The following is a 20,921-nucleotide window of genomic DNA, read 5'->3' as shown; positions in this document are numbered from 1 at the left end:
CCCCGACTCTCCCGAGATCAACGCCTAAGGAGGGGGTGCGCACCCGGGGCGGGGGCGCCTATCGCGCCGCAGCGGTCCCACCGCTCACAAGGACGCGGCCGAAAGCTCCACCACTCCAGCGGAAACGAGTGCGACCGGTCACCGGACGACGGCCCAGCAGGTACCCCGCTCCAGGCCCGCCCGCCGGGCAGTCGACAAGCGGTGACGGAAGCTCCAGTACCCCGCTCACGGCTTCTCGCCGAACGCCGGGCCGGCGCCGGTCGTGGAGGAGGGCGGCAACGGCGCAGAGGCGCCCCGCTCCAGGCCACCAGCCGGGTGACAGACCGACGCGGTGCCAGGTGGAGGGCGGCGATGAAGGGGCGGCGTCCCGGGCCCGCTCCTCGGCCGCAGGGTCTCTCGCAGTCCGGTGGGGGTGGTTCCTTGCTCCCCTGCGTCGGCTTCCGGGGACACACCCCTTGGAATGGTGGACCTTCCGCGCCCCACCGGGGGTGCCCATCAGGCCGAACCCGCGTTGATCTCGGGGCGCCGAGGCGGGCAGGGGCCCGGGATCCGGCATCGTGGGCAGGCCGGCCTCATCGAGAGTGGTGGAATCACCACCCGATCGCGCATCGGGTGGTGATTCCACCACTCTCGATTGCCCCACACCACCGACGCGCCCGCCATGTCCGGCGAGTCCGGTTGTCGGGCGGACGGACGCGTCGAGTGCGATGAATGCGCCACACGCGATACCCCGGTCGCCCCCGATTCGATCCCCGTTGGATGCGGCCCATCACGCGTCCGAATCGTCCGGATCGAAGGGGCGTGGGAGCCTCGGACACCCCGGAGCGACCCCCGGAACCGGGCGAGTGCGCGATGTCGGCCATACCAGAACCGGATTCGGTTCCTGATCCCCCTCTACCGGCAGTCGGGTCCCGTCTATGGCGCCGATCGTCACTCCGGGTAGCTGGCAACGGGTCGGTGGCGACGCGAAAATCGGCGCAGGGGCGACACCCCGGTCGCCTTCACCCAACCGCCTCCCCAGAAGCCCGACAATCAGGGATCTTCTGGACGCCATTTCTCCGAATCCCGTTCTGGTCTGGCCGACATCGCGCCTGGAGCCCGCCATGCAGCGTCGATGAGCGCGCTCCCGCCCGCTCCGAGCTGTGACGTTTCGTATTGCCCCAGTTCAGAAGTGTGCCGCCGATCGATGAGGTGCCCGGTTCGGACCGGTCGGGCGCCGCGAACGCGCGTGAGCCGGCCCCGCCCGGACCACGGAGAGCCCCGTCACCCGGCAGGCAATCCCGGGACCGCCCGCATCGTCTCGTCGCCGCCCGTTCCCGGAACCGGCGGCGGCCCGCCGCCCGGCCAAGGACCGAGAGCAGGGCACCGGCTGTCCCGTCGCCGCCCTCACCGGTGTACCCCGCGCGCCCGGCACCCGACAGCACTACCGCAAGGGCCGCGGACCTTCCTCGTCGCCGCCCTCCACCCGGCACCCCGGCGACCCGCCGCCCGAGCGAGGACCAAGCGCGGGGCACCGGCTGTCCCTTCACCGGTGAGTATCCGCGCGCCCGGCACCCGACGGCACCAGGCGAGGGAGCGCCATCCGGGGCTCTTCGCCGCCCGGCCCCGGACCGGGGGTCCCCCGAAGCCGCGGCATCGCGGCGGATCCCCTACGCGTCCTCGGCCAGCAGTGCGGCCCGGCCCATCCGGAACAGGAGGTCGGCCATGGGCTCCGGCGCCAGCTCGCCCGCGCTGTGCGGGGTGGAGTTGAGCAGCCCGAACGCCGCGTGCACCGCCGCGCGCAGGGACTGCGGGGCGCGTCCCGGGCGCAGCAGCGCCAGGACCCGCACCCACCCCTCGGCGTAGCCCCGCTGCAGCCGCCGGATGCGGCGGCGCTCGGGCTCGGGCACGTTGTCCAGCTCCCGGTCGTGCACGGTGATCAGCGCCGGCTCGCCCAAGGCGAAGGCGATGTGCCCGCGCAGCAGCCCCTCCAGCGCCTCCTCGGGTCCGGCCGCCGAGGCCGCGACGTCCTCGCCCTGCTCGGCCAGGCGCTCGCTGACCTCCAGCAGCATCGCCGCGAGCAGCGCCTCCTTGCCCGGGAAGTGCCGGTAGAGCGCGGGCCCGGTGGTCCCCACCGCACGCCCCAGGTCCTCGATGGACACCCCGTGGTACCCGCGGGCGGCGAACAGTCCGGCGGCCGCCCGCAGGATCTCGGCGCGGCGGGAGCCCGCCGCCGCCCGCTCGGCCATGGCCGCTCCCCTCGCTCGCCGTCCGCCTTCGTCGTCCGCCCCGCCGTCCGCGGCCGATGATCGTACCGGGATCGGCCGGTGTGACGCTGGACACCGATGTTAGTCATCACTAACATCGACGATGTTAGCGGCCATTAACACAGAGGGGAACCGATGAGCAGGGCACCCGCGCTCTCCTCGGCGGTGGACACCGGCGGCGCCGCGTTCGCCGCCAACGCCGAGGCCAACCGCGCCCTCGCCGCCGAGCTGCGGGAGCGCATCGCCCGCACCTCGCTGGGCGGCCCCGAGAAGACCCGCATCCGGCACGAAGAACGCGGCAAGCTGCTGCCCCGCGAGCGCGTGCGCGCGCTGCTCGACCCCGGCTCCCCCTTCCTGGAGCTGTCCCCGCTCGCCGCCTGGGGCCTGTACGGCGAGGACGGCCACGACGCCCCCGCCGCCGGGATCATCACCGGCGTCGGCCGCGTGGCCGGCCGCGAGGTGCTGGTCGTCGCCAACGACGCCACCGTCAAGGGCGGCACCTACTACCCCATGACGGTCAAGAAGCACCTGCGCGCCCAGGAGGTGGCCCGGCAGAACCGGCTCCCCTGCGTCTACCTGGTCGACTCCGGCGGCGCCTTCCTGCCCATGCAGGACGAGGTCTTCCCCGACCGCGACCACTTCGGGCGCATCTTCTACAACCAGGCCACCCTCTCCTCCGAAGGCGTCCCGCAGATCGCCGCCGTCCTGGGCTCGTGCACCGCCGGCGGCGCCTACGTCCCCGCGATGAGCGACGAGGCCGTCATCGTCCGCGANGGCCGCCCCGCCGCTGGTGAAGGCCGCCACCGGCGAGGTCGTCAGCGCCGAGGAGCTGGGCGGGGGCGAGCTGCACTCCCGGATCTCCGGGGTGACCGACCACCTGGCCGACGACGACGCGCACGCGCTGTCCACGGTCCGCGACATCGCCGCCACGCTCGGCCCCCGCGAAGAGCCCGCCTGGGAGCGGCGCGAGTCCCGCCCGCCCGCGCTGGACCCCGACGAGCTGTACGGCATCATCCCCACCGACACCCGCACCCCCTACGACGTGCGCGAGGTCATCGGCCGCATCGTCGACGCCAGCGAGTTCACCGAGTTCAAGGCCGAGTACGGCGGCACGCTGGTCACCGGGTTCGCCCATGTCCACGGCCACCCGGTGGGCATCGTCGCCAACAACGGCATCCTGTTCGCCGAGTCGGCCATGAAGGGCGCCCACTTCATCGAGCTGTGCGACCGGCGCCGCATCCCGCTGCTGTTCCTGCAGAACATCTCCGGCTTCATGGTGGGCCGCGACTACGAGGCCGGGGGCATCGCCAAGCACGGCGCCAAGATGGTCACCGCCGTGGCCTGCGCGCGCGTCCCCAAGTTCACCGTGGTCATCGGCGGCTCCTTCGGCGCCGGCAACTACAGCATGTGCGGCCGGGCCTACTCCCCCCGCTTCCTGTGGATGTGGCCCAACGCCCGCATCTCCGTCATGGGCGGCGAGCAGGCGGCGTCGGTGCTGGCCACCGTGCGCCGCGACCAGAAGGAGGCCCGCGGCGAGGAGTGGAGCGCTGAGGAGGAGGAAGGCTTCAAACGACCGGTCCGCGACCAGTACGAGCACCAGGGCGAGCCCTACTACTCCACCGCCCGGCTGTGGGACGACGGCGTGATCGACCCGGCCGACACCCGCACCGTGCTGGGCCTGGCCCTGTCGGCCGNCCCGCCGCTCCCCCCTGGAGACGGTGGGCTACGGCGTCTTCCGGATGTGAGGCGGGCGTGAGCGATGAGAGGTGGACGATGACGACGACCGACCCCCGCGAGCGCGCCCGGGCCTGCCGCCCGGGCACCGCCCCGTCGGTCCTGGTGGCCAACCGCGGCGAGATCGCGGTGCGGATCATGCGCACCCTGCGCCGGCTGGGCATGCGCTCGGTCGCGGTCTACAGCGACGGCGACGCCGGGGCCCGGCACACCCGCGAGGCCGACGAGGCGGTGCGCATCGGCGGCGCCGCCCTGGTCGACAGCTACCTCAACGGGCCCGCGATCATCGGGGCCGCCCGGCGCGCGGGGGCGACCATGGTGCACCCGGGCTACGGGTTCCTCTCGGAGAACGCCGGGTTCGCCCGGCAGTGCGCCGAGGCCGGGCTGGTGTTCGTCGGCCCCCCGCCCGAGGCCATCGAGGCCATGGGCGACAAGATCCGCGCCAAGGAGGCGGTCGCGCGGGCCGGGGTGCCGCTGCTGCCCGGGTTCGCCGAGGAGCCCGGGGCGCCGCTGTCCGACGCCGACCTGGCCGAGGCCGCCGACAAGGCCGGATACCCGCTGCTCATCAAGCCCTCGGCGGGCGGCGGCGGCAAGGGCATGCGGCTGGTGCGCGAGCCCGGCGAGCTGGCCGGGGCCGCGGCGGCGGCGCGCCGGGAGGCCGCGGCCTCCTTCGGCGACGCCACCCTGCTGGTGGAGCGCTACGTCGACCGGCCCCGGCACATCGAGGTGCAGGTGCTGGCCGACGACCACGGCACCGCGCTGCACCTGGGCGAGCGCGAGTGCAGCCTGCAGCGCCGGCACCAGAAGATCGTCGAGGAGGCGCCGTCGCCGCTGGTCGGCCCCGACCTGCGGGCCGCGATGGGCGGGGCGGCCGTGGCCGCCGCCAAGGCCTGCGGCTACGTGGGCGCGGGCACGGTCGAGTTCATCGTGCAGGACACCGCCTCGGGCGACCCCGAGTTCGCGTTCCTGGAGATGAACACCCGCCTGCAGGTGGAGCACCCGGTCACCGAGGAGGCGGTGGCCGTCGGCGGCCGCCGCGGGGTGGACCTGGTCGAGCTCCAGCTGCGGGTGGCCGCCGGCGACCCGCTGCCCTTCGCCCAGGCCGATGTGGGGCTGGAGGGGCACGCCGTGGAGTGCCGTGTCTACGCCGAGGACCCCGCCCGCGACTTCCTGCCCACCGGCGGCACGGTGCTGCGGCTGGAGGAGCCGGAGGGCGAGCGCATCCGGGTCGACTCCGGCCTCGACGAGGGCACCGCCGTCACCTCGGCCTACGACCCGATGCTGGCCAAGGTCGTCACCTGGGCCCCGGACCGCGCCTCGGCGCTGCACCGGATGGACGCCGCCCTGGCCCGGTACACGCTGCTGGGCTGCGGCACCAACGTGGCGTTCCTGCGGGCGCTGGTCGCCCACCCGGCGGTGGCCGCCGGTGACCTGACCACCGGCCTGACCGAGCTGCTCCGCCCCGAGCTGGCGCCCGGCGGGGACGCCGCCGTGCCGCCGCAGGTGTACGCGGCCGCCGCGCTCGACCACCAGCTCGGCCTGGAGCCGGCCGGGCCCGGCGCCGACCCGTTCGACGTGCCGAGCGGGTGGCGCCCCGGGGAGCACGCGTGGACCACCTGGCGGCTGCGCGCGCCGGGCCGCGACCCGGTCGCAGTGGAGGTGCGGCGGCTGTCGGGGGCCGACACCGGCGCCGGCGCGCCGGTCGACTACGAGCTGCGGGTCGGCGACGGCGAGGCCGTGCGGGCCCGCGCGCACCGCTCCCCCGACGGCCGGGCGCTGACCGTGGCCTCCGAGGGGCGCACCCTGCGCTACGAGCGCGCCGCCGCGGGGGGCGAGCTGTGGCTGGGCCGGGCCGGGGCCGCCTGGTCCTTCACCGACGCCCCGGCCATCACCCCGATGCGCACCTCCTCTGCCGCCGCCGACGGCACCCTGCGCAGCCCGATGCCCGGCACCGTGCTGGCCGTCCCCGTCGCCGTGGGCGACCGGGTGGCGGCCGGGGGCCCCGTCGTCGTCGTGGAAGCGATGAAGATGGAGCACACGGTGACCGCCCCCGTCGACGGGACCGTCGCCGAACTGAAGGTGCGCCCCGGCGACGCGGTGGCCATGGACGCCGTCCTGGCCGCCGTCGCACCGGACCCCGCGGACCCCGCCCCGACCGGGCCGGGCCCGTCCACCGACTCCCCGACCCAGGAGTGACCGCCATGACCAGCACCGCACTGTCCGCCGAGCACGAGGAGCTGCGCCGCACCGTCGAGGCCTTCGCCCGCGACGAGGTGGCGCCGGTCATCGGCGACTACTACGAACGGGAGGCCTTCCCCTACGAGATCGTGGCCAAGATGGGCCGGATGGGCCTGTTCGGGCTGCCCTTCCCCGAGGAGCACGGGGGCATGGGCGGGGACTACTTCGCCCTGTGCCTGGCGCTGGAGGAGCTGGCGCGCGCCGACTCCTCGGTGGCGATCACCCTGGAGGCGGGGGTGTCGCTGGGCGCGATGCCGATCTACCGCTTCGGCAGCGACGAGCAGCGCGCGACGTGGCTGCCCCGGCTGTGCTCGGGCGAGGCGCTGGGCGCCTTCGGGCTGACCGAGCCGGGGGGAGGATCGGACGCCGGCGCCACCCGCACCACCGCCCGCCTGGAGGAGGGGCGGTGGGTGGTGGACGGCACCAAGTGCTTCATCACCAACTCGGGAACCGACATCACCGCGCTGGTGACGGTGACCGCGGTGACCGGCCGCAAGCCGGACGGGCGGCCGGAGATCTCGACGATCCTGGTGCCCTCGGGCACCCCCGGGTTCACCGTCGGGCAGAAGTACTCCAAGGTGGGCTGGAACGCCTCGGACACCCGTGAGCTGGTGTTCCAGGACTGCCGGGTGCCCGAGGAGAACCTGGTGGGCGAGCGGGGGCGGGGCTATGCCCAGTTCCTGCGGATCCTGGACGAGGGGCGGGTCGCGATCGCCGCGCTGTCGGTGGGCCTGGCTCAGGGGTGCGTGGACGAGAGCCTGCGCTACGCGGGCGAGCGGGAGGCGTTCGGCTCGGCGATCGGCGGCTACCAGGCGATCCAGTTCAAGATCGCCGACATGGAGGCCCGGGCGCACACGGCGCGGCTGGCCTACTACGAGGCGGCCCGCAGGATGCTGGCGGGCGAGCCGTTCAAGAAGGAGGCCGCGATCGCCAAGCTTGTGGCCTCGAACGCGGCGATGGACAACGCCCGCGACGCCACGCAGGTCTTCGGCGGCTACGGCTTCATGAACGAGTACGCGGTGGGCCGCTTCTACCGCGACGCCAAGATCCTGGAGGTCGGTGAGGGCACCAGCGAGGTGCAGAAGATGCTCATCGCCCGCGAACTCGGCCTCCCGGCCTGACCGGCGGAGGGCACCGGGGCCGGGCGCGGGATCCGCCCTCGGCCCCGGTGCCCTCTCCGCACCCCCGGCCCGCTCCGTGGACGGACCGGGCGAGCCGTCCGAAGAGGCCGGGACCACGTCCCCTGAGGCAGTACCGGATCCGCCCCTCAGACCGGGACGGACCCCGACTACTGGTCCGGGTCGATCCTCCCGCTGCACCCAAGCCGCCACGACCGCCGTATGCCCCCATGCCCCGCCCGAACACTGCCGTCCGCCCCATACGGAGGCCGCGCCGGCGAACAACCCCGCCGCACCCCGGGAGCCCCGCCCCATGGGAAGTCCCGGCGAGCCTCCCCGAGAGGCCGGCGACGCGCGGACACGGGCCACGTCCACTGAGCAGGTACCGGATCCGCCCCACCGCACGTAAGTCGCCACGACCGCCGGAACATCCCGTAGACCTCGTCCGGGCATCGGCCCGGACTCTGAGCGGGGCCGTGGCCGAGTCCGGCATAGCCGGAGACGCGGGAGGCCGATCCCGTGGGCGGACCGGGCGAGCCGTCCGGCGCGGTGGCGGTCTCGGTCTCGTCTGGGAGGTGGGAGACGGGACGGCCCGGTCCTCGGCGTGGGAACCGTGCAGGGCAGGCACGCGGAGTCAGGGGTGCGGGTCATGCGGGCGGGTCCTCGGAGCGGGCGGCCCTCCTCCGGCCGCCGAACAGCTGGCGGAAACGGAACGCGGCGACGGCCACGACGAGGAGGATGGCGCCCGCGGCCATCCACGGGAAACCGTCGTCGTCCTCTGCCACCGGCTCCTCGGAGGCCTCGCCGGAGACGAGGGCCGTTCCTCCCGCCTCCCTCTCGCCCATGTCCGCGGGCACCGGTGCGGCCGCGCCCGACAGGGATCCCGCCCCCTCGGCCGACCGCTCCGCGGACTCCGGCGGTCCGGGGGCGTTCTCCACGGCGGCGCCCACGGACGGCGGCGCGTCGCCCGTCCCTGCGAATGCGGGGGCGGGGACGGTCACGGCGAGAGCCAGGGCGGCGCCCAGGACCGTCGCGGAGCGGGGGATGCGCACAAATGTCATCCTCCTGCGATGCGCACCGCCCCGGCCGCGGTTCCATCGCCCCCCTCCCCGCACGGGCGGAAACGGTGTGCGGCGAAGCCGCGGCCGCGTTCGGCGCACGGCGCCGCTACTGCAACAATGTACGTTGACAAGGTTTTCACGGCTCCTGCCCGGACACCGCGTGCTCCCGTACCCCCGGAACGGACGCCCACGACGCCGTCGGCGCAGGTCCGAAGCATTCCCGATGCAGGGCCGGGACGCTCCAAGGCCACTGAGGGAAGGGGAAGGGAAGCCGCCGCGGTGGGGCGGCCGACGAGCCGCCGCCGACCCCTCCGCGCGGCGTCCGCCCGCTCGCCGGGGCCGGACCGAGGCGGGAAGCGCTCGGCGGAGAATTCGACGGAGAGACGGCCGGCCCCGGGCCCGCCGCTGAAAGGGTGATCAGACGACCGTGGCCACTCCCACCGCGCCCGCTCCCGGGAACACAGACGCCCCCCGCATCGCCTACGACCGCGCAGGGCAGGGGCCGCCCCTGGTGCTGCTGCACGGCATCGGCCACCGGCGCCAGACCTGGTACCCGGTGATGCGGGAGCTCGCCGCCCACCACGAGCTCATCGCCGTGGACCTGCCCGGCTTCGGCGGCTCCACGGCCCCCGCCCCCGGCTCCCCCTACGACGTGGAGTGGCTGGTCGACACCGTCCAGCGGATGTGCGCCGAACTCGGCGCGGAGCACCCGCACGTGGTCGGCAACTCCCTGGGCGGCGCGATCGCCCTGGAGCTGGGCGCGCGGGGCGCGGCCGCCTCGGTGACGGTCTTCTCCCCCGTCGGCTTCGCCCCGACCGGCACCCACACCGGTCTGCGGGCGCTCGCCGCCGGCGCGCGCATGGCCGGGCTGGTCCCCGAACCGGTGCGGGTGGCCGCCGCCGCCAGCCCGCCCGCGCGCTCCATCGCCCGGCGGGTGCTGCGCGGCGACCCCTCCTCGCCCGCCGCGCGCGGCCTGGCCTTCGACGCGACCCTGGTCAGCGCCGGTTCACCGTTCGTGCGCCTGGTGCCCCGGGTGGCCGACTACCGGTTCGACCACCGCGAGGTGCCGTGCCCGGTGACGATCGCCTGGGGCGACCGCGACCGCCTGCTGCCGCCCTCAGGCGCCCGCACCGCGCTGCGCCGCATCCCGCACGCCCGGGTGGTGTCCCTGCTGGGCTGCGGGCACATCCCGATGGCCGACGCCCCGGGCCTGGTCGCCACCGAGATCCTGCAGACCGCCCGCTGCGCGTGAGCCGCCGGGGCGGACCGGGCGCGTCCCGGCGCCTCCCGGAGTGCGCCCCCCGGCGGCCGCCTCAGAACAGGTCGCGGCCGTAGGCCAGGAGGGTGAAGCCGGGGAAGGGCTCCCAGTCGCGGTCGGGAATGCGCGCGAAGCCCTGCTTCTCGTAGATGTACCGTGCCGCGGCCATCGCGGGCTGGGTCGACAGCACCAGCCGGTGCGCCCCCGCGGCCGCCGCGCGCTCTGCCAGCGCTTCGACCAGCGCCCCTCCGACGCCGCGCCCGCGCGCCTTCGGTGCGACCGCGAGCGCGCGTACCTCCGCCTCCTCCGGTGACCGGGCCACTTCGCTGGACGGGCGGTGCTCCTGGAGCATCGCCGTGCCCAGCAGCGCGCCGTCGTCCTCGGCCACCAGGACCTCCCCGGCCCCGTCCGCGCCGAGACGGCGCAAAACCGCGGCGTACTCGGGGCTGGCGTCGAGCAGCCCGTCCGCCTCGTAGGCCCCGACCCGCAGCTCTCCGACCGGTTCCCGCTCCTCGCGGTGCGCGCGACGAATGATCATGGGGACGAGTGAACCAGAGGGCGCGGAAGGTCCGGCCCCAGGGCCCGGCCCTTCCGAAGTGAATCGGCGAACTCGCCACAAGCCGCGGCCGTCTCTCCCCGGCATCCTCAGGGGGAGACATCGGCCGGATCGGCGGGGCGGCGACGGCAAGGGGGCCGGACGCGCCCGGGCGCCCCCCGCACCAGAGTGCTGGTCGGGGGCGCCCGGGAACGAGCGGTCTTCCGTCACACGGCGGACGGTGAGGCGCGGAGCGCAGGACGCTTGGACCGGCTCGGTTCAGAACGGCTCGGTCCGGCCGCCCCCGTCGGCTCAGCCGGCGGTGACGCGGATCTTCGACTGCCCGTGGGGCAGCTCCTCCCAGTCCTCCATGAAGGAGGCCTTCAGGCCGTGCTTCTCGGCCAGCGCGATCAGCGTCTCGGTGCGGTAGTAGAAGTCCTCCCGCAGCACGTGGTGCTCGGACCCCTCGGTGCGGTCGAAGGTGAAGTCGAAGAAGCCGCCTGGGGCGAGGATCCGCCCCACGTTCGCCAGGCACTCGTCGATGACCCCGATGGGCGAGTGAGAGAAGACGCTGTGGGCGTGGACCACGTCGAACCTGTCGTCGGGCAGGAACGCGAAGGTCAGGTCGCGCGTCAGGGTCAGGTACGGGAGCTTGTCCTGCAGCCCGCGCTCGGCCAGCACACCGGTGGCCGAGGCCAGGATGTCCGGCGAGATGTCGATGCCGTAGTAGTTGCCCTCGTCCAGGTAGTCGATGAACCGCCATCCGGCCCGCAGGTTGCCGCACCCGATGTCGAGCAGCCGGTGCTGCGGCGTGAGCCCGTGCCCGACCAGGTAGTCGAACTGCATCTGCCCAAGAGCGAGCCACCGCTTCTCCGACTGGCTGCCCACGGCCGCCTTGGGGTCGCGCGCGGCGTCGGAGGCCATGACGGCACGGTAGTAGGAGACGTGGTCCCGGTGTCGGAACCGCAGGGCGGCGTCGCGCAGGGCGCGCGACGCGTAGGGCACCACTCGCCCCGGGTTGCGCAGGGCATAGCGCACCTTGTGGCCGAGGGAGGACCGGTTCGCGGTCAGCGCCCCGGACTTCTTCTCAGGCATCACTCTCACTCCTCACACCGTGTTCACGGTCTCCGGATCCCGGGTCCGATCCTCTACCGCGGACGCCGGGCGGGCCCGCAATGACACGGGGCGCGTACGCGTGCTCCGGAGGGAGGGAGCGGGCGGCGCGATGGTGGGGAGGGGCGGCCGCGGTGGGGGGACCCTCGGCGGCCGACACTACTCTCCCTAGGGCCGCGGACGGGAGAGCCCTTGGGGCCGGAACCACTTGCGTGGCGGGCCTTCCCGGCCGGCCGAAGGTTCACCGGTCGGCCCCGGCGCCCACCGATCGATGCGGCCGCACGTGAGGCGCCGAGCGGCCCCTCCCCACCCCAAGGCCGCCCGACCAGGGCGCACGCTCTGGCCGGCGCACCCGGCGTCGGGCCGTCGGCCCGACCGTTCCGTCGCCGCCGCCTTCGGCGTCACGCGCCGTAGACCGGCTGGGGCGGGGGTGCCTGGGCCAGGAGCTCCTCTACGGCGCCGCCGACGTCGGGCGGGTCCCAGCGGGTCGGGCGTACGGCCTCGGGGCCGGGCCGGTAGCCCTCCATCAGGCGGATGCGCCCGCCCTCCGCCTCGAAGACGCGGCCGCTCACCCCCTGCGCGGCGCCCGACCCCAGCCACACCACCAGGGGCGCGACGTTGGCCGGGTCCATGGCGTCGAAGCCGTCCTGCGGCCGGGCCATCCGGTCGGCGAAGACCTCCTCGGTCATGCGGGTGCGCGCCGCCGGGGCGACCGCGTTCACCGTCACCCCGTACCGTTCCAGCTCGGCCGCGGCCACCAGGGTCAGGGCGGTGATGCCCGCCTTCGCCGCCGCGTAGTTGGCCTGGCCCACGCTGCCCAGCAGGCCGGCGCCGGAGGAGGTGTTGACCACCCGGGCGGCAGGGCGGCGCCCGGCCTTGGCCTCGGACCGCCAGTGGCCCGCGGCCTCGCGCAGCATCAGGAAGTGGCCCCGCAGGTGCACGCGCACCACCGCGTCCCAGTCGTCCTCGGAGAGGTTGACCAGCATCCGGTCACGGACGAACCCCGCGTTGTTGACCAGCGTGTCCAAGCGCCCATAGGTCCCCAGGGCCGTGCGCACGGCTTCCCGCGCCCCGTCGGCCGACGCGATGTCCCCGGTGCAGGCCACCGCCTCGCCGCCGCGCGCGCGGACGGCGTCGACGGTCTCCTGCGCGGGGCCGTCCGCGGCACCGGTGCCGTCGCGCCCCACTCCCAGATCGTTGACGACCACGCGCGCGCCCTGGCGGGCGAACTCCAGCGCGTGCGCGCGCCCCAGGCCTCGCCCCGCCCCGGTGACCAGGGCCGTCCTCCCCGCACAGATCACGGGCGCTCTCCTCTCTCTCGCGCCGCCAGGTAGGCGGGCCGTTCGCCGCCGCCGTGCACCGGCAGGCAGGCCCCGGTGATGTAGGAGGCGGCGCCCGAGGCCAGGAAGACGCACGCCTCGCCGATCTCGCGCGGTTCGGCCAACCGCCCGAGCGGCACGGTGCGCCCGGCCTCCGCCACGCCGCGCTCGTCGCCGTAGTGCAGGGCGCTGCGCCCGGTGCGCACCATCCCGGCCCGCACGCAGTTGACCCGCACCTCGGGCGCCCACTCCGCGGCGAGCGAGGCGGTCAGGCTCTCCAGCCCCGCCTTGGCCGCCCCGTAGGCCGCCGTCCCCGGCGACGGCCGGACGGCGCTCACGCTGCCGATGAAGGTGAGCGAGCCGCCGCGCTCGCGGAGCGGCGCATGGAAGGCCCGCGCCAGCAGCAGCTGGGCGGTGAGGTTGAGTTCGATGATCCTGGCGTGGGTGCGCGCGTCCCCCTCGGCCGCGGGCAGCGGCGGCGCCCCGCCGGCGTTGCCGACCACGGCCCCCGCCTCCCCGGCCTCGGCGGCCAGCCGCTCCAGGTCGCCGGGGTCGCGGATGTCGGCGCGGACGAAGCGCACCCCCGGCGGGAGCTCCGCGGGCGACCGCCGGGCGCAGGCCACCACGTGGGCCCCCGCCGCCGCGAAGGCCGCGCAGATCCCCGCGCCGACACCGCGCACGCCCCCGGTGACCAGCACCGTCCTACCGTCCAGGTCGGCCATCGCGGGCCCCTTCCCGCCGTCGCGAACCGCTGTTACGTTCTTTCTAACAAACGTTTGGTGGAAAGGTAAGGCATGGAGATCTCCACCGGCCTCCACCCGGACGGGACCGCCGAGGTCACCGTGGATGTGCCCCCGGTCAACGCGCTGGGGGCCGCGGCCTGGCACCGGCTGGCCGCGTCGGTGCGCGAGGCGGGCCGCGACCCTCGGGTGCGCGCGGTGCTGCTGCGCGCCGAAGGGCGCGGCTTCAACGCGGGCGTCGACATCAAGGAGCTCCGGCGGGAGGGGCACGCCGCCCTGGTCGCGGTCAACCGGGGGTGCGCGGACGCCTTCGACGCCGTCTACACCTGCCCGGTGCCGGTGGTCGCCGCCGTGCAGGGCCACTGCCTGGGCGGCGGGGTGGGGCTGGCCGGGAACGCCGACATCGTAGTCGCCGCCGAGGACGCCTCCTTCGCCCTGCCCGAGGTCGACCGGGGCGCGCTGGGCGCCGCCACGCACCTGCGCCGGCTGGTCCCGGACCACCTGGCGCGCGCCATGCTCTACACCTGCCGCCCGGCGACCGCCGCGCAGTTGCACGCCTTCGGCTCGGTGCTGGAGGTGGTCCCGCCCACGGAGCTGCGCGGGGCCGCCCTGAGGGCGGCCGGGGACATCGCCGCCAAGGACCCGGAGGTGATCCGCCGCGCGAAGGAGTCCCTGAACGGGACCGACCCGGTGGACCCGCGCCGCTCCTACCGCTTCGAGCAGGGGTTCACCTTCGAACTGGCCCTGAACGGCACGGGCGACCGGCTGCGGGAGGCGTTCGCGGGCCAAAGCACGCGGGCGGGCGCACGCACGGCCCCGGACCCGTCCGGTGAAGGCACATGACCTGCACCGGCGGCACCCGGACGAAGCGCACCACCGGGCACCGCACCGATCCCGGGGGCAAGGGCGCGGACGGCCCACAGGAGCCGCCGGACCCGCGGGACGACGGCGAACACCGCCTGCACCGCCGAACAAGGGCTTCATTCCCCGGCCACTGTCCGCCGGCGAACGGCGCCCGCCCAGAGCCGACCGCCTGGCGCCGCACCCGAGAGCACGGCCTCGACGGAACCGGCCGCCCGGCCGAACGCCGATGGGGAACGGAGCGCTCCGACCGAAGCCGGGCGGGTGCTCGGCCGCCTGGCTCGCACGCTCAGGGAGTAGGGGAGACAGAGCGCTCACGGACGCCGCCGCCACCGGACGCCGGCCGCGCCGGAGCCCGGCGACCGCCCCGACCGACCTCCCGACTCGGCGCCGCGCGGCGGGTCCGCATCCGCCTGCGACCGATTCGTCCGCGTCGGCGCCCCGCCCGGGGCGCCTTCGTGCCGCCGTGGACGCCCGCACGCCGAGGAGGGCCGAACCCTGGACAAGCTCATGACACCCGACGCGATCGCCGCCTCGGTTCCCGACGGCGCCGTGCTCGGCATCGGCGGCTGGGGCTCGCGCCGCAAGCCCATGGCGCTCGTGCGGGCCCTGTGCCGCGCCCCGGCCCGCGACCTGACGGTGGTCTCCTGCGGCGGCCCCGACCTCGGGCTGCTCTGCGCCTACGGCAAGGTGCGCAGGGCCGTCGCGCCGTTCGCCACCCTCGACTCCATCCCGCTGGAGCCCTGGTTCCGCGCCGCACGCGAGGACGGCCGCATCGCGCTCACCGAGTACGACGAGGGCCTGTTCATGTTCGGCCTCCTGGCGGCCGCCCACCGGCTGCCGTTCCTGCCGACCCCCGCGGGGCTGCACTCCGACGTCATGCGGGTCAACCCCGGGCTGCGCACCGTCCGCTCTCCCTACCCCTCCCCCGGCGGCACGCACGACGGCGACGGCGGGGAGCCGGAGGAGCTGGTGGCGGCGCCCGCGCTGCGCCTCGACGCCGCCTTCGTCCACCTCAACCGGGCCGACCGGCGGGGCAACGGCCAGTACCTGGGCCCCGACCCCTACCTCGACGACCTGTTCGCCAAGGCCGCCGACCGCACCTACCTGTCCTGCGAACGCATCGTCGACCGCTTCGAGGGAGCGGCGCAGACCCTGCTGGTCAGCAGGGCGGCGGTGGCCGGGGTGGCCGAGACCCCGGGCGGGGCGCACTTCACCTCCTGCGAGCCCGACTACGGCCGCGACGAGCGGTTCCAACGCGCCTATGCCGACGCCGCCAAGGACCCGCAGGCCTGGGAGCGCTTCCGCGCCGCCTATATCGACGCCGGCGAGGACGCCTACCGCAGGGAGGCCCTGCCATGACCGCCCGCCCCGTCCCCGCGGATCCCCCCACCCGCGCCGAGGTGGCCGTCGCCGCCTGCGCCGACGCCTGGCGCGGCGACGGCGAAGTGCTCGCCGCCGCCATGGCGCCCTGTTCGGTACTGGGCGCCCGCCTGGCACGCGCGACCTTCTCCCCCGACCTGCTCACCACCGACGGCGGTGCCCTGCTCACCCGCGAGCCGGTGCCCCTCGCAACCGGCGGCGCCCCGGCGGCCGAACCCGAGGCCGAAGGGTGGCTGCCCTTCCGCGACCACCTGTGGCTGGTACTGCACGGACGCAGGCACGTCATGCTCGGCGCCTCCCAGATGGACGGGGAGGGCAGGACCAACATCTCGTGCATCGGCGGCTGGGAGCGGCCGACCTCCCAGCTTCTAGGGGTGCGCGGCTGCCCGGGCAATACGGTGCGCAACACCGTCAGCTACTGGGTTCCCCGGCATTCGCGCCGGGTCTTCACCTCCAAGGTCGACATGGTCAGCGGGGTCGCCGCCGCCGACGCGCACGAGCTCCGGCGCGTGGTCACCGACTTGGCGGTGATGGACTTCGGCGGCCCCGGCCGCACCCTGCGCCTGGTGTCGGTGCACCCGGGGTGCACCGTCGAGCAGGTCCGCGACGCCACCGGGTTCGACCTGGCGCTGCCCGGCGGCGGGGAGGCGGCCGTCGCCGAGACCCGGCGCCCCTCCGCCGAGGAGCTGCGCCTGCTCCGCGAGGTGCTCGACCCCCGCGGCGCCCGCGACAGGGAGGTGCCCGGATGACCCGCCCCTTCGGCCCGCAGCCCGCCCCGGACTCCGGGCCCCGGCTGGGCCCCGCTCCCGCCCCCGGACCGATGGACACCGCCCTCACCCGGCTGGCCGGGTGCCGCTACCCGGTGGTGCAGACCGGCATGGGGTGGGTGGCGGGCCCTCGCCTGGTGGCGGCGGCCTGCGAAGCCGGCGCCCTGGGCATCCTCGCCTCGGCGACGCTGGGGCGCGAGGAGACGGCGGCCGCCATCCGCGCCGTCAAGCGCCGCACCGACGCGCCCTTCGGGGTCAACCTGCGCGCGGACGCCGCCGACGCCCGCGAACGGGCCGAGATGCTCGTGGCGGAGGGCGTGCGGGTGGCCTCCTTCGCCCTGGCGCCGCAGCAGGACCTGATCGACCTGCTGAAGGACGGCGGGGTCGCCGTCGTCCCGACCGTCGGTGCGCCCCGCCACGCCGAGAAGGTGGCCTCGTGGGGCGCCGACGCGGTCATGGTGCAGGGCTCGGAGGGCGGCGGGCACACCGGCCCGGTCTCCACGACGGTCCTGCTGCCGCGCGTGCTGGACGCCGTGGACATCCCGGTGGTGGCGGCGGGCGGGTTCCGCGACGGGCGGGGGCTGGCGGCGGCCCTGGCGTTCGGGGCGAGCGGGATCGGCATGGGGACCCGGTTCCTGCTGACGTCGGACAGCACGGTCCCCGACGCGGTCAAGCGCGCCTACCTGGAGGCCGAGGACACCGTGGTCACGCGCGCGGTCGACGGCCTCCCCCACCGCGTGCTGAGCACACCCGCAATCGAGGCCCTGGAACGGGCCGGCGGGCTGCGCCGCCTGCTCCTGGCCCTGCGCAACGCGCGCGCGTTCCGCACCGAGGCGGGCGCGGGTTGGGCGCCGTTGCTCCGGGAGGGGTGGGCCATGCGCCGCTCGACGGGGGCCGGCCTCGGCCGGACGCTGATGGCGGCGAACACCCCGATGATGCTGAAGGCCGCCATGGTCGAGGGGCGCACGGATGCCGGGGTGATGTCGGCGGGCCAGACCGTCGGCGCGATCACCGACCTCCCGAGCTGCCGCGACCTGGTCCACCGAACCGTCCGCGAGGCGCGGGAGACCGTGGCCGGACTCCCCGGGTGACCGGTTCGTTCGCAGGACAGAAGTGTTCGGGGGTCGTAGACTCGCGGCAGGAACATCGACGTTGGAGGTCTCCACATGGCCATGCCGTCAACTCCCGGCTCCAGAGATGAGCCGCTGCCGGAGTGCACGCCGGCGGCGGTCCGGGCGGCGATCGCCGACCTCCACGATCCAGCCCTGCTCCGCCAGTACGAACAGGATCTCGACTGCGCATACAAGCAGGCGCGTAGCGACTCTGATCTCTCGATCCTCATCAAGACGGTGCGCCGTTGGTGGTTCGAGGTGGACGCCAGGCGCGACCCGGAGAGGTTCCGTGAGTACACCCAACGCGTCAACCGCTATTTGAACGACGGGCCCCCACCCCCTGAGGAGCGGATCAGTAGGGCCGAGATCCTGGAACGGTTCGATTACTAATCATGTATGTATGGGATTTCGACGAAAAGTCCCTTGCGGAGTTCTCCGACCTTCCTCGGCCTGCCAGGAGAGCACTCATCCAGCTCCTTGAGGCACTGATCCTGGTCGATCCCATGACCTATCAGCAGAGCGAGGACCAGCCCGACCAAAAGCCCCTGCGCTGTCTCCCCTTCGGGGAGAAGAGCGAAGGCCTCGTCACCGTGCTGATACATCCTCCAGACTCACTTGTTCTCGTAGTGAGGATTCAGTGGCTCGGCTGAGCGTCCCTCAGCCCACCCGCTCGATCACGGTCACGTTGGCCTGGCCGCCGCCCTCGCACATGGTCTGCAACCCGTACCGGCCGCCGGTCCGCTCCAGCTCGTGCAGCAGGGTCGTCATCAGCCGCGCCCCCGTCGCCCCGAGCGGGTGGCCCAGGGCGATCGCTCCCCCGTTGGGGTTGACCCGCTCCGGGTCGGCGCCGGTCTCCTTCAGCCAGGCCAGCACGACCGCCGCGAACGCCTCGTTCACCTCGACCGCGTCCATGTCGCCGATGGACATCCCGCACGCCTCCAGTGCCCGAGCCGTGGCCGGGATCGGCGCCGAGAGCATCCGGATCGGGTCCTCCCCCCGCACCGACATGTGGCGGATGCGCGCCCGGGGCACCAGGCCGTGCTCCTCCAGCGCGCGCTCGCCCGCGATCAGCAGCGCCGCCGCCCCGTCGGTGACCTGCGATGCCGTTGCGGCGGTGTGCAGGCCGCCGGGCACCAGCGCGGGGAGCGCGGCCATCTTCTCCCGTGAGGTGTCGCGGCGCGGGCCCTCGTCGGCGGCGACGCCGTCCACGGGCACGGTCTCCCGCGCGAACCTCCGCTCGTCGGCCGCGCGCACCGCGCGCCGGTGCGACTCGACGGCGTAGTCCTCCAGCTCCCCGCGCGCCAGCCCCCAGTCGCGGGCGATCGCCTCCGCCCCCGCGAACTGCGACACCGGCGCGTCCCCGTACCGGCGCCGCCACCCCTCCGAGCCGCCGAAGGGGCCGAGGAGGGCGCCCGCCCCGGCTCCGCGCCCCTCCGGCCCCTCCGCGCGCGCGAGCGCCTCGCCCGCCCTCATGGCGGCGCCGATCGGCACCGCCGACATGCTCTGCACCCCGCCCGCCACCACCAGGCCGGCCGTCCCCGCCATCACCGCCTGCGCGGCGAAGTGCACGGCCTGCTGGCCCGAGCCGCACTGCCGGTCCACGGTCACCCCGGGCACGTGCTCGGGCAGCCCGGCGGCCAGCCACGCGGTCCGCGCGATGTCCCCGGCCTGGGGGCCGAGCGCGTCGACGCAGCCGAACACCACGTCGTCCACCGCCCCCGGGTCGGCCCCTGAGCGCTCCATGAGGGCGGTGATCACCCGGGCGCCCAGGTCGGCCGGGTGCACCCCGGCCAGGGCCCCGCCCTCCCTCCCCCGGGCGACCGGGGTTCGGACCGCATCGACGATGAAGGCTTCCGGCATGGTGCGCTCCTTAAGGGGGCGAGGAGGGAGCGGACGTCACTCGCCGGGCGCCTGGATGCCTTCCAGGACCATGGCGAGGTACTGCTTGGCGATGTCGGAGGCGGGCAGGCGGCCGTGCGGGTCGTACCAGTTGGCCGCCACCCAGACGGTGTCGCGGATGAAGCGGTAGACCAGGGAGGCGTCCAGGTCGGCGCGGAACGCGCCTTCCTCGGTGCCCCTCCTGAGCAGCTCCATCCACATGGAGCGGAACCTGGTCTGGGACTCGGCCAGGTAGGCGAAGCGCGGGCTGAGCGCCAGGTGCCGGGACTCGTTCTGGTAGAGCACCACCGCGGGCCGGTGCCGGTCGATCGACACGAACGAGGCCTCGATCAGGCGCTCCAGGGTGGTGCGGGCGTCCTGGCCGTCGGCGAGGATGCCGTCGTAGGCGGCCCACAGGTCGTCCAGGAAGCCCGAGAGGATCTCGTCGGCCATCGCCTCCTTGGAGTCGAAGTGGTAGTAGAGGCTGCCCGCGAGCATGCCCGCGGCGTCGGCCACCTGACGGATGGTGGTCGCCGCGAAGCCCTGCCGGGCGAACACCTCCGCCGCCGTCTCCAGGATCTCGCTCCGCCGCCGCTCCCTCGCGGCCGCGGTCCGCTCGGCGTCCCTGCGCCGTGGGCTCATCGTTCGTCGCCTTCGTATCGGTCGGTCGTGTCCGTCGGCCCGGTCGGTCCGGTCGGCCTTACAGCGCCGTCTTCGAGGTCGTCGACAGGTGGGGCGGGGCTCACGCGCGCTGGCTGGAGACCGGCACCACTTCTCCTGTCATATAGGACGCGTAGCCGCTGGCGAGGAACACGATGACATTGGCGACCTCCCAGGGCTCGGCCGGCCTGCCGAACGCCTCCCGCCCTGCTAGCTCCTCCAGCATCTCCTCAGGGGCGGACTTCGCGAGGTTCTCGTGCATCGCCAGGCTGGGGGCGACCGCGTTGACGCGCACCCCGTGCGGGGCCGCCTCCATCGCCGCGCACCGGGTCAGGGCCATCACCCCGGCCTTGGCCGCCGCATAGTGCGCCTGTCCCGGCTGCGCCCGCCACCCCAGCACCGAGGCGTTGTTGACCACGGTGCCGCGCCCGCGCGGGCACATCCGCCGCAGCGCCGCCCGGGTGCAGCGCATGGTTCCGGTGAGGGTCACGTCGAGCACCCGGGACCACTCGGCGTCCTCCATACGGGCCAGGGGCGCGGTCCCGCCCAGCCCGGCGTTGTTCACCGCCACTTCCAGCGGGCCGAACCGCGCCTCGGCGGCGTCGAAGGCGGCCCGCACCTGATCCTCGTCGGTGACGTCGCACGGTGCCGCGGCGACGCGGTCGGCGCCGAACTCGGCGGCCAACGCGCGCTCACACTCGGCCAGGCGGCGCTCGTGCGCGTCGCTGACCAGGACCCGCGCCCCCTCCGCCAGCAGGCGCCGCGCGGCGGCACCGCCGATGCCGGTCCCGGCGGCGGCGGTGACCAGGGCCGTGCGGCCGCGCAGCAGCCCGTGGGCGGGCGGGGGCACCGGCGGGCGTCCGCGCTCGGGGTCGACCATGGGGCTACCCTACCAAAC

The 20,921-nt window shown here is 74.9% G+C and carries 18 protein-coding genes and 1 pseudogene; 10 read left to right on the top strand and 9 right to left on the bottom strand.

The window, feature by feature from the left end; all coding sequences use genetic code 11:
* Positions 1-1,649: 1,649 nt before the first annotated feature.
* A complete protein-coding gene (locus D450_RS0123560; RefSeq protein ID WP_017541086.1) occupies positions 1,650-2,228 on the bottom strand; it encodes an SACE_7040 family transcriptional regulator in 579 nt (192 codons plus the stop codon).
* Positions 2,229-2,381: 153 nt separating this feature from the next.
* Here D450_RS0123560 and D450_RS31100 point away from each other — a divergent pair.
* The 3 genes and pseudogenes from D450_RS31100 to D450_RS0123545 all read left to right on the top strand — a co-directional run bounded on the left by D450_RS31100 (position 2,382) and on the right by D450_RS0123545 (position 7,339).
* Positions 2,382-3,991, top strand: a pseudogene (locus tag D450_RS31100) (carboxyl transferase domain-containing protein).
* Positions 3,992-4,019: 28 nt separating this feature from the next.
* Complete coding sequence (locus D450_RS0123550; RefSeq protein WP_017541084.1) at positions 4,020-6,176, top strand: acetyl/propionyl/methylcrotonyl-CoA carboxylase subunit alpha; 2,157 nt, start codon at positions 4,020-4,022, stop codon at positions 6,174-6,176.
* Between the two features lie 5 nt (positions 6,177-6,181).
* A complete protein-coding gene (locus D450_RS0123545; RefSeq protein WP_017541083.1) occupies positions 6,182-7,339 on the top strand; it encodes an acyl-CoA dehydrogenase family protein in 1,158 nt (385 codons plus the stop codon).
* 644 nt (positions 7,340-7,983) lie between these two features.
* Here D450_RS0123545 and D450_RS0123540 read toward each other — a convergent pair.
* The gene (locus D450_RS0123540; RefSeq protein ID WP_017541082.1) at positions 7,984-8,388 is read right to left on the bottom strand and encodes a hypothetical protein; all 405 of its coding nucleotides are present in this window, start codon (positions 8,386-8,388) and stop codon (positions 7,984-7,986) included.
* Between the two features lie 436 nt (positions 8,389-8,824).
* Between D450_RS0123540 and D450_RS0123535 the strand changes: the two genes are divergently transcribed.
* Positions 8,825-9,649, top strand: a complete 825-nt coding sequence (locus tag D450_RS0123535) for an alpha/beta fold hydrolase (RefSeq protein WP_017541081.1) — start codon at positions 8,825-8,827, stop codon at positions 9,647-9,649.
* A 61-nt stretch (positions 9,650-9,710) separates the two neighbouring features.
* Here D450_RS0123535 and D450_RS0123530 read toward each other — a convergent pair whose 3' ends face one another.
* The 4 genes from D450_RS0123530 to D450_RS0123515 form a co-directional block, all read right to left on the bottom strand.
* Entirely contained in the window at positions 9,711-10,193 is a 483-nt protein-coding gene (locus tag D450_RS0123530) for a GNAT family N-acetyltransferase (RefSeq protein ID WP_017541080.1), read from the bottom strand.
* A gap of 309 nt (positions 10,194-10,502) precedes the next feature.
* The gene (locus tag D450_RS0123525; protein WP_017541079.1) at positions 10,503-11,285 is read right to left on the bottom strand and encodes a class I SAM-dependent DNA methyltransferase; all 783 of its coding nucleotides are present in this window, start codon (positions 11,283-11,285) and stop codon (positions 10,503-10,505) included.
* 419 nt (positions 11,286-11,704) lie between these two features.
* Entirely contained in the window at positions 11,705-12,604 is a 900-nt protein-coding gene (locus D450_RS0123520) for an SDR family oxidoreductase (RefSeq protein WP_017541078.1), read from the bottom strand.
* Entirely contained in the window at positions 12,601-13,344 is a 744-nt protein-coding gene (locus D450_RS0123515; protein WP_017541077.1) for an SDR family oxidoreductase, read from the bottom strand. Before D450_RS0123515 ends, D450_RS0123520 begins: the two co-directional genes overlap by 4 nt.
* A gap of 72 nt (positions 13,345-13,416) precedes the next feature.
* On the opposite strand from D450_RS0123515, the gene D450_RS0123510 reads away from it, so the two are divergent.
* The 6 genes from D450_RS0123510 (at position 13,417) to D450_RS0123485 (ending at position 18,135) form a co-directional block, all read left to right on the top strand.
* Positions 13,417-14,205, top strand: a complete 789-nt coding sequence (locus D450_RS0123510) for an enoyl-CoA hydratase family protein (RefSeq protein ID WP_017541076.1) — start codon at positions 13,417-13,419, stop codon at positions 14,203-14,205.
* A gap of 528 nt (positions 14,206-14,733) precedes the next feature.
* The gene (locus D450_RS0123505) at positions 14,734-15,585 is read left to right on the top strand and encodes a CoA transferase subunit A (RefSeq protein WP_017541075.1); all 852 of its coding nucleotides are present in this window, start codon (positions 14,734-14,736) and stop codon (positions 15,583-15,585) included.
* On the top strand, positions 15,582-16,355 hold the full coding sequence (locus tag D450_RS0123500; protein ID WP_017541074.1) for a CoA-transferase subunit beta: 774 nt from the start codon (positions 15,582-15,584) through the stop codon (positions 16,353-16,355). The genes D450_RS0123505 and D450_RS0123500 overlap by 4 nt, the downstream gene beginning before the upstream one ends.
* Positions 16,352-17,464 (top strand): NAD(P)H-dependent flavin oxidoreductase, encoded by a 1,113-nt coding sequence (locus D450_RS0123495; RefSeq protein ID WP_017541073.1) that lies wholly within the window; start codon positions 16,352-16,354, stop codon positions 17,462-17,464. The genes D450_RS0123500 and D450_RS0123495 overlap by 4 nt, the downstream gene beginning before the upstream one ends.
* A gap of 75 nt (positions 17,465-17,539) precedes the next feature.
* Entirely contained in the window at positions 17,540-17,875 is a 336-nt protein-coding gene (locus tag D450_RS31095; protein ID WP_017541072.1) for a DUF6247 family protein, read from the top strand.
* Positions 17,876-17,877: 2 nt separating this feature from the next.
* Positions 17,878-18,135: a hypothetical protein gene (locus D450_RS0123485; protein ID WP_017541071.1), complete on the top strand. Its 258-nt coding sequence runs from the start codon at positions 17,878-17,880 to the stop codon at positions 18,133-18,135.
* Between the two features lie 7 nt (positions 18,136-18,142).
* Here D450_RS0123485 and D450_RS0123480 read toward each other — a convergent pair whose 3' ends face one another.
* The 3 genes from D450_RS0123480 to D450_RS0123470 form a co-directional block, all read right to left on the bottom strand.
* Positions 18,143-19,345, bottom strand: coding sequence for an acetyl-CoA C-acetyltransferase (locus D450_RS0123480; RefSeq protein WP_017541070.1), 1,203 nt, complete (start codon positions 19,343-19,345; stop codon positions 18,143-18,145).
* Between the two features lie 36 nt (positions 19,346-19,381).
* On the bottom strand, positions 19,382-20,005 hold the full coding sequence (locus D450_RS0123475) for a TetR/AcrR family transcriptional regulator (RefSeq protein ID WP_017541069.1): 624 nt from the start codon (positions 20,003-20,005) through the stop codon (positions 19,382-19,384).
* Positions 20,006-20,105: 100 nt separating this feature from the next.
* Positions 20,106-20,903 carry an SDR family oxidoreductase gene (locus D450_RS0123470; protein ID WP_017541068.1) on the bottom strand — a complete coding sequence of 266 codons (798 nt, stop codon included), beginning with the start codon at positions 20,901-20,903 and terminating at the stop codon, positions 20,106-20,108.
* Positions 20,904-20,921: the final 18 nt, after the last annotated feature.

Source organism: Nocardiopsis halophila DSM 44494 (assembly GCF_000341245.1).
GTDB classification, from domain to species: domain Bacteria; phylum Actinomycetota; class Actinomycetes; order Streptosporangiales; family Streptosporangiaceae; genus Nocardiopsis_A; species Nocardiopsis_A halophila.
The sequence above is the reverse complement of the archived record's forward strand: the minus strand, read 5'-3'. Positions and strand labels throughout refer to the sequence as shown.

Excerpts from the sequence above, each read along its gene's own strand:
- D450_RS0123560 (WP_017541086.1), bottom strand. The coding sequence starts at position 2,228 with ATGGCCGAGCGGGCGGCGGCGGGCTCCCGCCGCGCCGAGATCCTGCGG.
- D450_RS0123485 (WP_017541071.1), top strand. The coding sequence starts at position 17,878 with ATGTATGTATGGGATTTCGACGAAAAGTCCCTTGCGGAGTTCTCCGAC.
- D450_RS0123515 (WP_017541077.1), bottom strand. The coding sequence starts at position 13,344 with ATGGCCGACCTGGACGGTAGGACGGTGCTGGTCACCGGGGGCGTGCGC.
- D450_RS0123480 (WP_017541070.1), bottom strand. The coding sequence starts at position 19,345 with ATGCCGGAAGCCTTCATCGTCGATGCGGTCCGAACCCCGGTCGCCCGG.
- D450_RS0123510 (WP_017541076.1), top strand. The coding sequence starts at position 13,417 with ATGGAGATCTCCACCGGCCTCCACCCGGACGGGACCGCCGAGGTCACC.
- D450_RS0123530 (WP_017541080.1), bottom strand. The coding sequence starts at position 10,193 with ATGATCATTCGTCGCGCGCACCGCGAGGAGCGGGAACCGGTCGGAGAG.
- D450_RS0123475 (WP_017541069.1), bottom strand. The coding sequence starts at position 20,005 with ATGAGCCCACGGCGCAGGGACGCCGAGCGGACCGCGGCCGCGAGGGAG.
- D450_RS0123525 (WP_017541079.1), bottom strand. The coding sequence starts at position 11,285 with ATGCCTGAGAAGAAGTCCGGGGCGCTGACCGCGAACCGGTCCTCCCTC.
- D450_RS0123495 (WP_017541073.1), top strand. The coding sequence starts at position 16,352 with ATGACCCGCCCCTTCGGCCCGCAGCCCGCCCCGGACTCCGGGCCCCGG.
- D450_RS0123550 (WP_017541084.1), top strand. The coding sequence starts at position 4,020 with ATGACGACGACCGACCCCCGCGAGCGCGCCCGGGCCTGCCGCCCGGGC.
- D450_RS0123505 (WP_017541075.1), top strand. The coding sequence starts at position 14,734 with ATGACACCCGACGCGATCGCCGCCTCGGTTCCCGACGGCGCCGTGCTC.
- D450_RS0123470 (WP_017541068.1), bottom strand. The coding sequence starts at position 20,903 with ATGGTCGACCCCGAGCGCGGACGCCCGCCGGTGCCCCCGCCCGCCCAC.
- D450_RS0123500 (WP_017541074.1), top strand. The coding sequence starts at position 15,582 with ATGACCGCCCGCCCCGTCCCCGCGGATCCCCCCACCCGCGCCGAGGTG.
- D450_RS31095 (WP_017541072.1), top strand. The coding sequence starts at position 17,540 with ATGGCCATGCCGTCAACTCCCGGCTCCAGAGATGAGCCGCTGCCGGAG.
- D450_RS0123545 (WP_017541083.1), top strand. The coding sequence starts at position 6,182 with ATGACCAGCACCGCACTGTCCGCCGAGCACGAGGAGCTGCGCCGCACC.